Source organism: Chryseobacterium taeanense (genome assembly GCF_900099685.1).
Classification (GTDB): Bacteria; Bacteroidota; Bacteroidia; order Flavobacteriales; family Weeksellaceae; genus Chryseobacterium; species Chryseobacterium taeanense.
In genome coordinates this window covers 364,664-377,352 of the sequence record NZ_FNDW01000002.1, presented here as the reverse complement: position 1 = coordinate 377,352, position 12,689 = coordinate 364,664, and the positions used below count along the sequence as shown (strand labels likewise).

10 protein-coding genes are annotated in these 12,689 nt (G+C 35.9%); 3 read left to right on the top strand and 7 right to left on the bottom strand.

Features of this window, described 5'->3' with window-relative positions:
- Positions 1-2: 2 nt before the first annotated feature.
- The 7 genes from BLR30_RS04685 to recQ all read right to left on the bottom strand — a co-directional run bounded on the left by BLR30_RS04685 (position 3) and on the right by recQ (position 8,800).
- Positions 3-1,355, bottom strand: a complete 1,353-nt coding sequence (locus BLR30_RS04685; protein ID WP_089855499.1) for a TolC family protein — start codon at positions 1,353-1,355, stop codon at positions 3-5.
- 92 nt (positions 1,356-1,447) lie between these two features.
- Positions 1,448-2,041, bottom strand: coding sequence for a TetR/AcrR family transcriptional regulator (locus tag BLR30_RS04680; protein WP_089855496.1), 594 nt, complete (start codon positions 2,039-2,041; stop codon positions 1,448-1,450).
- Between the two features lie 312 nt (positions 2,042-2,353).
- Positions 2,354-3,178, bottom strand: coding sequence for a CvfB family protein (locus tag BLR30_RS04675; RefSeq protein ID WP_089855493.1), 825 nt, complete (start codon positions 3,176-3,178; stop codon positions 2,354-2,356).
- Between the two features lie 133 nt (positions 3,179-3,311).
- The gene (lpdA, locus tag BLR30_RS04670) at positions 3,312-4,715 is read right to left on the bottom strand and encodes a dihydrolipoyl dehydrogenase (protein WP_089855490.1); all 1,404 of its coding nucleotides are present in this window, start codon (positions 4,713-4,715) and stop codon (positions 3,312-3,314) included.
- A gap of 212 nt (positions 4,716-4,927) precedes the next feature.
- Complete coding sequence (locus BLR30_RS04665; protein WP_175443602.1) at positions 4,928-5,266, bottom strand: hypothetical protein; 339 nt, start codon at positions 5,264-5,266, stop codon at positions 4,928-4,930.
- Positions 5,267-5,337: 71 nt separating this feature from the next.
- Entirely contained in the window at positions 5,338-6,417 is a 1,080-nt protein-coding gene (locus BLR30_RS04660; protein ID WP_089855483.1) for a glycosyltransferase, read from the bottom strand.
- Positions 6,418-6,595: 178 nt separating this feature from the next.
- On the bottom strand, positions 6,596-8,800 hold the full coding sequence (recQ, locus tag BLR30_RS04655) for a DNA helicase RecQ (RefSeq protein ID WP_089855480.1): 2,205 nt from the start codon (positions 8,798-8,800) through the stop codon (positions 6,596-6,598).
- A gap of 156 nt (positions 8,801-8,956) precedes the next feature.
- On the opposite strand from recQ, the gene BLR30_RS04650 reads away from it, so the two are divergent.
- The 3 genes from BLR30_RS04650 to BLR30_RS04640 all read left to right on the top strand — a co-directional run bounded on the left by BLR30_RS04650 (position 8,957) and on the right by BLR30_RS04640 (position 12,621).
- A complete protein-coding gene (locus tag BLR30_RS04650) occupies positions 8,957-9,916 on the top strand; it encodes a KpsF/GutQ family sugar-phosphate isomerase (protein WP_089855477.1) in 960 nt (319 codons plus the stop codon).
- A gap of 87 nt (positions 9,917-10,003) precedes the next feature.
- Positions 10,004-10,831 carry a twin-arginine translocase subunit TatC gene (tatC, locus tag BLR30_RS04645; RefSeq protein WP_175443601.1) on the top strand — a complete coding sequence of 276 codons (828 nt, stop codon included), beginning with the start codon at positions 10,004-10,006 and terminating at the stop codon, positions 10,829-10,831.
- Between the two features lie 158 nt (positions 10,832-10,989).
- A complete protein-coding gene (locus BLR30_RS04640) occupies positions 10,990-12,621 on the top strand; it encodes a M1 family metallopeptidase (RefSeq protein WP_089855474.1) in 1,632 nt (543 codons plus the stop codon).
- The last annotated feature ends 68 nt before the right edge of the window (positions 12,622-12,689 follow it).

Sequence of the window (12,689 nt, the reverse complement as noted above, 5' to 3'; positions counted from 1 at the left end):
TTTTATGGGTTTTGTAATGTGTTTAATTCTCCTTTTGCTTTGATTAATTTGATTTCAGCCTGCTTATAATCCAGTAAAGCATTTGCATAGTTCTGTTTGGCCTGCGTTAAAGCGTTTTCTGCATCCAGCACTTCTGTAAGCGTCGCTAATCCATACTGGTAATTGGATTGTGTATTCTGCTGAACTCTTTCTGCCAGCCCTACATTATCTTTCATGCTTTCGATATTGATAAGTGCATTTTCCATATTGGTAACTGCATTCTTATAATCTAAGCTAAGGCTAAGCTGAGTATTCTGAATGTCCTGATCCAGATCCTGAATATCGATTTCTGCCTGATTGATCTTTGCTTTCGTAGCTCCTCCCGTGAAGATTGGAATATTGATATTTAAACCAATTGCCGAATAATCACTCCAAAGAACTCCATTATTTATTCCGTTGGTTAAAGGAAATTTTCTTCCCTGTCCGCCCCAGCCGTAATTAGCTACTAAATTCACCGTAGGGTAAAGATAGGCTTCGGTTGCTTTTTTATTGAAAACAAGAAGTTCCCTGTTTTTATTTAATACTTTAATTTCCGTACGATTATCCAGATTGACGTTACTTGAAATCAGTTCAGGTTTGGGTTCAATACTTTTTTCTTCCAACTCGATATCCGTGCTGATCGGCACTCCCATATAAAATTTCAAAGCATTCTTAGAAAGTTCTACCGAGTTGATCAAAGTCTGCCTGTTGGAACCAATATTAGTAAGCTGAACATTTGTTCTGTCCAGGTCAATGGATTTTGCAAGGCCATTATCTACAAGGCTTTTAATGACATTTCTTACTTTTTCCGTATTGGTGTAGCTTGCCTGTACGGTTTTCAGATTTTCTTCCTGTACAAAAACCTGATAATAGGCTGTTGCCACATTCTCGATGATCTGTTCATTGGTAAGCTGAGCGTTAAGAACATAAAATTCTCTTGTTGATTTCGCAGCTTTAAGTCCCGTAAAAACTCTTTGATCGAATATCGCCTGCTGAAGCTGTACCGATGCTGTAGAACTCCAAGGCTGTCCCAGTTGCGCCCTGATTCTTTCTCCTCCGAATTCAAGCAATGATTCCTGAATAACCGGATTATAGGTTAAACCCGCCGTAGCAGTGATCTGTGGTAAAGCGCCTGCCCTGGCTTCGTCAATTTTATATTCGGCTTTTTTGATCTGTAAGGCAGCTTTCTTGGCTTCTGCCTTATTTTGAAGTGCCTGCTTAATGGCTTCCTGAAGAGAAACCTGCTGTTGTGCAGTCACCGATGAAAAACCGAACATCATAAATGCAGTCGCTATTCCTATTTTTAGCTTTTTTGCAGTTATACGTTTTTTCATAATCTTATACTTCGTTTATTTTTTAATGTAAATTAGTTTCTTGATGGATGTTACTTCTAAAGGACGAATCATTTCTTAAAATACTTTAACATTTTTTAATTTTTAAACAACATATTCAAAATGATGTCTTTTCTTTCTGAAATTATCTTATCGAATTCTTCTTCTTCGATCATCAGGTTTTCCATCAGCAACGGACGAACGGCACTGGGAAAAACTAACAATGAAATCATGTTAAGCACAAATTGGATCGGCTTCATTTTTTCGATGTTTCCCAATTCCATTTCTGCTTCTACTTCTTTGTATAATTTATTCAGTTCATCTTCTTCGATATCTCTTTGCTGGCAGTTTCCTTTATTGATCTGCGATACGATATATGTTTCAAGATATGGATACTGAAGACTTGTAGACAAACTTCCTTCGATGAACTGCGCAATCTTTTCTTTGAATGGCAGATCGGAATTCATAATGATCTCAGATTTTTCGTGTTCTACTTTCTGAGCTTCATCAAAAATAATCTGAATTAAATTATCTCTCGAACGGAAATAATAATTAATCAGCGTTCTGTTGACACCAGCTGCATCGGCAATTTCCTGTGTGGTGGCATCAAACTTCCCTTTCACAAAGAATAAATTCTTCGCGGTCTCTTTTATTAGCTCCTGTGTCTGGTCTTTTTTTGATTGATTTGACATTTTTGTTAAACAAATTTGTGCAAATATAAATCAATCAATCGTTTTGACAAAATTGTTAAACAAAATAATTAATGAAATTATTATGATATGCATCATGTTTTAAACTGCTGTTATTATAATATCAGTTGTACTCTTTCTTAAAAAGTGACTAAGAATGCACATTGAAAAAATCATTCTAAGTGAATTTATATTATTTAAAAAGGCTCAGATTATAAATCCAAGCCTAACTTTTTAATTTATACACTTTTGATACAGTGTCTTTGAAAGAGAAAAAATAACAAAAAAGAGCAGAAATTTCTGCTCTTTTCATTTTTATAACAATTTGATTTTATCTTCAAGAATATCAATGATTTTATCCTTATAAAGTCCACCAATGGCTTTTTTGAAATTCTTCTTACTCATCTGTACTTCATCTTTGATCTCTTCGGGAGAAGACTTATCCGAAAGATAAAGCAATCCGTAGTTTTCTTCTAATCTGTCAAGAATTTTCTTTTTAAATTCATCGATATTTTCAAAGCCCTGAGGTTGTAATGAAACATCAATTTTCCCGTCCTCCCTTATTTCTTTAATGTAGCCGATTTCTTCAGACAGAGGATATAATTTTTTGAAAACATCAGAACTGTAAATTAATCCGATATATTTTTTATTGATGACCACATTCCAGCCCAATTCGCTTTCGTTCATCATGATAAGATCAACTTTATCTCCTTTTTTAAGCGGAAGATCCTGGTATTGTGGATTTCTCTTAAACTTTGTTGTTCCGGTTATCAATTCAAGATCTTCGTCCACATAAATATGAACGAGATATCTTTTTCCCTCAACAATTTTGGTTTTCTGCTGTTTGTATGGGATAAACAAATCTTTTATAATTCCCCAGTCCATAAAGGCACCGCTCGGAAGACTCTGCACGCAGCTCATCACAGCAAATTCACCTACTTCGGCTAATGGAATTTCTGTGGTTGCTTTTAGTTTGTTATCATCCTGATATACAAAAACCTCAATTTCGTCATCTATTTCTTTGTCCTCCTGAATGAAAATCTTAGGTAAAAATGCTTTTTCACCTGATTCGTCTGTTAAGATCCATCCTGAATTATTTTTATCTGAAATTTTTAAAGTCTGAGTTTTTCCGAGTTGCATTGATGGTAAAATTAGTCGGTAAAGGTACGGAAAATAAGTTTGAGAGTAAACGGGTTTAATACTTTTGAGTTGAGGTATTAAAAAAGGCTGCTCTCAATGATGATGCAGCCTTAGTTTAAATATTTTTTAAAGATTACATATGAATTGGTCTTTTCGCCGTAGCGTCCAAAGCCGCTTCTTTAATGGCTTCAGCATATGTCGGGTGTGCATGAGAACTTCTTGCAATATCTTCAGCACTTGCACGGAATTCCATAGCAATGACACCTTCTGCGATAAGGTCGGCCGCTCTTGCTCCAACAATGTGCATTCCCAAAACTTCATCCGTTTTTTCGTCTGCAATGATCTTAACCAAACCATCAACATCGCCACTTGCGCGACTTCTTCCTAAAGCTCTCATTGGGAAAGATCCTACTTTATAGGCAACACCTTCTTCTTTCAATTGCTCTTCAGTTTTACCAACTCCTGCAACTTCAGGCCATGTATAAACTACGCCGGGAATTAAATTATAATTGATATGAGGTTTCTGGCCAGCCAAAGTTTCAGCAACAAAAACTCCTTCTTCTTCCGCTTTATGAGCGAGCATCGCTCCTTTAATAACGTCTCCGATAGCATAAATGTTGGCAACATTCGTCTGAAGGTGATCGTTTACTTTCACTCTTCCTCTTTCGTCAAGCTCAACACCCGCTTTTTCTAATCCAAGACCATCTGTGTAAGGTCTTCTTCCTACAGAAACTAAACAATAATCTCCTTCTACAACTACTTCTTCTCCTTTTTTATCTTTAGCAGTAACTTTCACAGAATCTCCATTTCTTTCCACCGCTGAAACCGCCGTAGAAAGCATGAATTTCATCCCCTGTTTTTTAAGAACTTTAGTTAATTCTTTACTTAAAGCTCCGTCCATTCCAGGAATGATTTTGTCCATAAATTCAACAACAGTTACCTGAGCGCCCAATCTTAAGTAAACGGAACCTAATTCAAGACCGATAACTCCACCTCCGATTACTACTAAATGCTTAGGAATTTTTTTAAGATTTAAAGCTTCTGTAGAAGTAATTACTCTTTCTTTATCAATGTTGATGAAAGGCAAAGAAGATGGTTTTGAACCAGTCGCGATAATTGTATATTTGGATTCGATCGTTTCTGTAGAACCGTCGTTTTTCGTTACTTTGATCTGAGTTGCAGATTCGAAACTTCCCACTCCTTCAAAAACAGTGATTTTATTTTTGTTCATCAGATAGTTGATTCCATCTGTATTTTGCTTTACCACCTCGTTTTTACGCTCGATCATTCTTGCGATATCAGCCTGAGGTTCGTTGATAATGATTCCGTGACCTGCAAAATTGTGCTTTGCATTCTCAAAATGCTCTGAACTGTCTAAAAGCGCTTTTGACGGAATACAACCAACGTTAAGACAAGTTCCTCCCAAAGTCGGATATTTTTCAATAATTGCTGTTGTGAAACCTAATTGTGCGGCACGGATTGCAGCAACATAACCACCAGGACCGGAACCGATTACGGTAACATCGAATTGACTCATGTTATTTTATGAATTTGTTTATTATTATCTCTTTAATTCTTACAAATTTACAGATTAATTACGAAGTGAGAAAGTGAGATTTGTCAAATTTTGAAAGGGAAGATGGGTGATGGGAGTTTAAAGTATTGCAAATATTTTAATTGGTATCAAATAAAACGCTGTATTGTCTTCCAGCCTCAAGTTTATGCTTGCCGCATATTACTTACTGTAAGTCAATCCACATTCAATTTTCCCTGTCCAAATTCTCCTGTACTTTCAAAATAAGAGCCTCCGTAGACGTACCATTCAAGGCTTTCCAGATATTCTACAGCATTTTCAGGGGTGATGTTCGGGCGATCTTTTTTGGAAACAATTCCTTTATACCATCTTCCCGACTTGGAATAATGTTCAAATTCCACTAAATAATGAATCCAAATTCTCTGGCAAAGTTTACATTGTTGAAAACTCACTTCCGCATATCTTCCATTGGTATGATCGGTGCCTAATTCAGAACTTCTGTATTCAGTGTAGTTTGAGGTAGGTTTTTCACAGCTGCATCCTATTTTCTGCATTTTAATCATGAATGAAATGAGTTTAAATTAATGATGCCAAAAATAAGGAAAATAAGAAGGCTTCGGGCAAACTATTTTACAAGATCCAACAGTACTTTCTCATATTTATCTAAGATGATATTCTTAGAAAATCTTGATTTTATTGAGTTTTTAATTGCGATATTGTCATGACTATTGTGAAGAATTCTCATTATATCCTGAGAAAATATCTCGTGATCTTCAATATCTGAAATCTCTCCGTTGATGTTGCTTTGTATGATTTCGTTAATTCCGCCAGGACAATTATTGGCAAGAGAATATGTTCCACAAGCTCCTGCCTCCAATAAAACATTTGGAAAACCTTCGTACCTTGAGGAGAGAATAAACAGATCCGCATATTTCAAGAACTCATAAGGATTCTCCTGTTTGCCGTGGAAAATAACATTTTTAAGTCCTAAAAAATCTTTCATCTGATGTAAAATTTCCCGATCCTGGCCGTCTCCTAAAATGTGTAGCAGAACATTTTCATTTTTAAGCCTTGAGAAAACTTTTAATAAATTATCAAAACCTTTTCTGGCAGACAAATTTCCTATGGCCACAACATTTTTATAATTATATTTAAAGCTTTCCGGTTTCTCAGAAACAGCCAGTTTGTCTTCAATAAAATCAAAGTCCACAGGATTATTTATTTTAATGATCTTGCTGGATTTAATCCTGAAATTTTTAATTAGATCTTTCATCATATCATCGCTCTGGGCAATGATTCGGTGATAATTATTGTAAAAATTATAAAAGAATCTTATCTCCTTTCTCTTCACATGCTCTGTAACGACATTTGTCTCTCTGGCAATGAATTTTGTCTTTGGAAAAAGTTTAATAAAAAGAGATAAATAAGCATTGACCTCACCGTAACCAGAAAATACAACATCGGGTTTTCTTCGGTAGATTTCGCCCAGAATAGGCTTTAAAGAATGTCGTATTCTTTTGGTATTAAGATCAATTACCTCAACGTCTTCACGGAGAAAATTAAGATATCCACCCTGTTTACGCAAAAGCAAAATTTTAGCTTCAAACCGATCCCGTGAAAGATGATTTGCAATGGTGGTAACAATCCTTTCTGCGCCGCCTGTTTCCAGATCCGGAAGAATAAATATAACTGAAATCTTTTTCATCTGTGTAAATTTAGTAAAAAGTTTCGTTAACCTTCAATGTAAGCTTACAATTAATGATTTTTAACGTATGATATACATGATATTTTTACAGGAATGAAAGAATCATTTTAAATAAAAAAGAAACTCTCCGTCGGAAGAATTTCTTTTAAAATTATTTATTGTTTTGTTTTAAGTTGTTTTAGTTGGCAACATCGCTAATGAATTTTATCCTCAGCATTCTTACTTCTTCATCAGAAAGTTCGTCTCCAAATTCATCAAGCAGAACTTTCATACTGTCGCTTTCAGATTCGGTCATAAATTCCATGAAACCATCCACAATATCTTCATCAAAATTATCTTCAATATAATAATCGATATTCAGTTTTGTTCCCTGGTAAACGATGCGTTCCATTTCTTTCAGCAATTCATCCATCGATAAGTTTTTAGCTCTCGCGATATCTTCCAGATCAATTTTCTTATCCGTACTCTGAATAATAAACACCTTGTGACTGGATTTGTTCGCTACCTGTTTCAGAACCATATCCTGAGTACGCTCTATATTATTATCTTCTACATATTTATTAATGAAATCGGCAAATTCTTTACCATATTTTCTGGCTTTTCCTTCACCAACACCGTAAATTTTAGCAATCTCTTCAAGACATATCGGATACTGAACCGTCATATCTTCAAGACTGGGATCCATAAAGACCGTGTAAGGTGGAATTCCATGTTTTTTAGCTACTTTTTTTCTCAGTTCCTTCAGCTGGTTAAAAAGATTCTGGTCTAAACCTCCTGCCGACTGCATCTGTATTTGGTCGCTTTCGGCTTTGGTTTGTGTAAGATCAAACTCTCTATCCTCAGCAATCATGAACGAGTGTTCCAGCTTTCCATCCAAAACCAGCCTTCCTTTTTCAGAAATTTTTAAAACACCGTACATTTCAATATCCTTTTGAAGGAAATTCTGAACAGTAGCCTGTCTTAGAATAGTTTTCCAGTGGTTGTCCTTTTCTTCTTTTCCAAAACCAAAGTAAGAAGTCTGCTCCAGTTTATAGGACTTCGTAACAGCAGTTTCTTTTCCTGAAATGATTGAAATAAGATCTTTTGCTTTAAATTTTTCGCCCGTATCTCTTATTAATTCCAGAACTTTTTTAAGATCATCGGTTGCATCTTTTAGTTTTGGCGGATTAGATGAGTTGTCGCACATTTTGGCTCCATCACCATGAACAGGATCAAAGTTTTCACCAAAATAATACAAAATATACTGTCGTCGGCTCATGGAAGTTTCGGCATAACCTACGACTTCATTCAAAAGCTGTAATCCGATTTCTCTCTCCGAAACAGGCTTTTGGGCAAGAAATTTTTCCAGTTTTTCAATATCTTTCGGATCATAAAATGCCAGACAGTACCCTTCTCCTCCGTCACGGCCGGCTCTTCCTGTTTCCTGATAGTAGCTCTCGAGAGATTTCGGAAAATCGTAATGAATTACAAAACGTACATCCGGTTTGTCTATTCCCATTCCGAATGCTATAGTAGCAACGATCACATCAACCTCTTCCATCAGGAATTTATCCTGATTTGCTACCCTTACTTTTTGGTCAAGACCTGCGTGATAGGGTAAAGCATTAATTCCATTTACCTGAAGAAGCTGGGCAAATTCCTCAACTTTACGACGGCTCAGACAATATACAATTCCCGATTTTCCTTTGTTCTGATTAATGAATCTTACAATTTCCTTATCTATATTGACTTTCGGACGAACTTCATAATAAAGATTAGGTCTGTTGAAACTTTCTTTAAAAACCAATGCATTCGTCATCCCTAGTGTTTTCTGGATATCATCCTGAACTTTGGGAGTGGCAGTGGCTGTAAGAGCAATCACCGGAACATCGGCAATTTTATCTATAATAGATTTGAGATTCCTGTACTCGGGTCTGAAATCGTGTCCCCATTCTGAGATACAGTGGGCTTCATCAATGGCAAAAAACGATATTTTCACTTCTTTCAGAAACTCAAGATAATCTTCCTTAATAAGAGATTCGGGAGCCACATAAAGAAGTTTTGTTTTACCACTTTTGATATCGTCGAAAACCTGCTTGGTCTGTGTTTTATTTAATGATGAATTTAAAACATGTGCAACTCCGTTATCAGATGAAAGTCCGTTTACTGCATCCACCTGATTTTTCATTAATGCTATCAAAGGCGAAACTACAATAGCAGTACCTTCGGAAATAAGTGCCGGAAGCTGGTAGCATAAGGATTTACCACCTCCGGTAGGCATTAAAACAAATATATCTTTTCCATCAAGTAGATTGTCTATAATTTGTTCCTGCTGCCCTTTAAAAGTAGAGAATCCGAAATATCTTTTCAATTCGCCTGATAAATTGGCTTTTTTTGCGCTCATCTAATTTTATTGCTAAATTTGCATCTAATCCAAAGTTATGAATTTTTCGCTTAAAATAAAAGCGAACGAATTTATAAAAAATAAAATTTATATTAAAAATTCTTTTAAAGATATAACATTTTTTTGAGTAATTTTTATATGCCTCATATAAGTAAAATGGAAAGAGCCGATATTATTTCAATAGCGAAAAGTACTTTAGAAATAGAAATTTCAGAACTTGAAAAACTACGTGACAGATTAAGCGATGATTTTGTGAAAGCAGTAGAAATAATTCACTCTGCAAAGGGAAAGCTTATCGTTGTGGGAATCGGCAAATCAGCACACGTCGGTAATAAAATCGTGGCAACTTTAAATTCTACCGGAACACCTTCTCAGTTTTTACACGCTTCAGAGGCGATTCACGGAGATTTGGGTGTCATTCAGAAGCAGGATGTTGTTTTATGCATATCAAATTCCGGAAATTCACCGGAAATCGTAAATCTTGTTCCTTATCTGAAAGATTATTCTTCTGCACTTATAGGCATGACAGGAAATAAAAAAAGCAAGCTGGCAGAATTTTCTGAAATTATTCTGGATACTCATGTTGATATGGAAGCCTGTCCGAATAAACTTGCCCCGACAAGTTCAACAACACTACAGATGGCTTTGGGAGACGCTTTAGCCATTGCTTTAATGGAAATGAATGATTTTAAAGCCAATGATTTTGCTAAATTCCATCCCGGTGGAAGTCTGGGCAAAAATTTAATTTCAAAAGTTGATGATTTCCTTTCTTCCCAAAAGCCCCAGGTTAGTGAAAACGATACTATAAAGGATGTTATTATTTCTATAAGCGCTTCAAGACACGGTATCACGGTAGTTACTCAAGAAGATGAAATTATTGGTGTTATCACAGACGGCGATCTAAGAAGAATGCTTCTGAAAGGCGACGATATTTCAAAAGTTCTCGCAAAAGACATCATGTCTGCCCATCCGAAAACGATAGAAAGAACCGCATTGGCAAAAGAAGCTATGAAAATTTTAAAGGATAATAATATCGGGCAGCTTGTGGTTACAGAAAACGGAAAATATTTCGGGATTATTGATATTCACAAATTGTTGGATGAAGGAATCAATTAGGTGGAAGGCTGAAGCCTATACAGAAATATTTAACTTCACACAATACCGAAACTTTTTCATAAATTTGAAATCTTAAAAAAATTATCTGTGAGTGATGTTAAAGACATGTCCTTTTGGGGACATATTGGAGAATTAAGAGGTCACCTCATCCGTTGTATTCTTGCAATCATCATTGCAGCGGTTATCATTGGTTTTAATATCAACTGGATTATGGATCATATATTTTTCGGTCCTACCAGAAACGATTTTGCCACCTTTGAAATTGTCAATCACTTTTCCAAAATGATTTTGGGAGAAGACAGTATTCATCTTCCGAAAGATTTTCCGGTGCGTGCCAGCAAATTGTATCAGCAGTTTAATGTAATGATGGCAGTTTCCATTTTTGGAGGAATCGTTTTGGCTTTTCCTTACATTGTATGGGAACTGTGGCGTTTCATCAGCCCTGCGCTGCATCCTAAGGAAAGGAAAAATTCCATATTCATTATTAATTCGGTATGGATCTTATTTATGACAGGGGTTTTATGCGGATATTTCCTTATTCTTCCTTTTGCGGTTAATTTTGGGGTTATTTTCAAAATTTCAGATATTATCATTCCTCTTTATGACCTTAGTGATTACACCACCCTTTTTTTACAGGTAGTTTTGGGAATGGGGGTAATTTTTCTTTTTCCGGTTCTTATTTATTTTCTGACGACCATCGGAATTCTCACCCCAAAATTCATGAAAACATACCGTCGTCATGCAATTGTTCTTATTATGGTTGTTGCCGCAATTATTACGCCGGCAGACGTTCTGAGCATGATGATGGCTGCATTTCCGCTGCTGCTACTTTATGAATTCAGTATCATCATGTGTTCTTACACCTATAAAAAAGTACAGAAAGCGGCTGGAAATTTACCGGCTGTTCAAAAATAACAGAAGATCAACTTTATCATATTCCCGTAGGTTTTTCTGCGGGATTTTTTGTTTATATCAACAGATTAAATTTTTAAACATAACCCACGCAAACTATTTCCCGTTTTACAGTTTACAATCAATTAATTTTCTATTTTTGAAGGATTAATTTAATTCAGATGAAAAAACTTTCATATACGCTTTTGTTTGCTTCAGGACTTGTTTTCGGACAGTTCTTTGAAAAAGGGAAAACTTTCACAAAACAGGATACTTTAAAAGGCTCCGATACAGAATTCAGAAACTTTTGGGATGTCAAAAAATATGATCTTTCTGTAGAACCTGATTTTGCTGCAAAAAGCATTAAAGGAAACAATAAAATCAGCTTTGAGATTATTAAAGATGTTACCAATCCTACATTTCAGATCGATCTTCAACAGCCTATGAAAGCTGATAAAGTAGAAGCCAGCTTTCCTATGGCAGACTACAGACAGGATGGTGATTTTATCTGGATCAAAACTAATAAAGCATTTAAGAAAGGCGAAAAATACACCATCGATGTTACCTATTCCGGAAATCCAACGATTGCTAAAAATGCACCCTGGGATGGCGGATGGGTTTTCACAAAGGATGAAAAAGGAAATCCGTGGATGAGCGTTGCAGATGAAGGAATCGGAGCTTCGATCTGGCTTCCTACCAAAGATATATGGAGCGATGAACCCGACAATGGTATCGTAATGAAAATTATAACTCCAAAAGATCTTGTCGGTGTCGGAAACGGAAGGCTCATCAGCAAAAAGACGGAGGGCGAAAAAACTTCCTATATCTGGGAAGTTAAAAATCCGATTAATGCCTATTCTATTATTCCTAATATCGGAAAATATGTGAATTTTAAGGATACTTTTAGTGGAGAAAAAGGAAAACTTGATCTGGATTACTGGGTATTAGATTACAATCTTGACAAGGCTGAAAAACAGTTTCAGCAAGTAAAGCCGATGCTTTCCGCTTTTGAATACTGGTTCGGGCCGTATCCTTTTTACGAAGATTCTTATAAACTCGTTGAGTCACCTTATCTTGGAATGGAGCACCAAAGCAGCGTAGCCTATGGAAACCATTATCAGAACGGATATCTGGGACGAGATCTTTCAGGAACGGGTGTCGGACTAAACTGGGATTTTATCATCATCCACGAAAGTGGTCATGAATGGTTTGCCAACAATGTCACCGCGAAAGATCAGGCAGATATGTGGATTCATGAAAGCTTCACCAATTATTCGGAAGTTCTGTTCACTGAAAGATATATGGATAAAAAATCAGCTGATATATATGCCCAGGGAATCAGGAAAACTATTCAAAATGACACTCCTATCATCGGAAAATACGGAGTGAGAAATGAAGGAAGCGGCGATATGTATGCTAAAGGCGCAAGTATGCTTCACACGATTCGTCAGGTTATTAATAATGATGATAAATTCAGGCAGATTCTGAGAGGAATCAATAAAGATTTTTATCACCAGACTGTCACAACAAAGCAGATTGAAGATTATATTTCAAAAAAATCCGGAATTGATTTTTCAAGCGTGTTTAATCAATATTTAAGAACAACAAACATTCCGACTCTGGAATATTCTCAAAAAGGAGAAGAGCTGAAATTCAGGTACACCAATACGATAAAGAACCTGAAACTCCCCATAAGAATCGACGGCGAGCAAACCATAAACCCTACCGAACAGTGGCAAACTGTGAAACTGAAGAAAGGAAGCCCTGTACAATTCAATAATAATTATTATATTCATTATAAAAAAGTGCAGTAATTGAAAAGAGCAGATTCATTTAATAGTGAATTTGCCTTTTTTATGAAAATTTAATATTCATTTCCGTA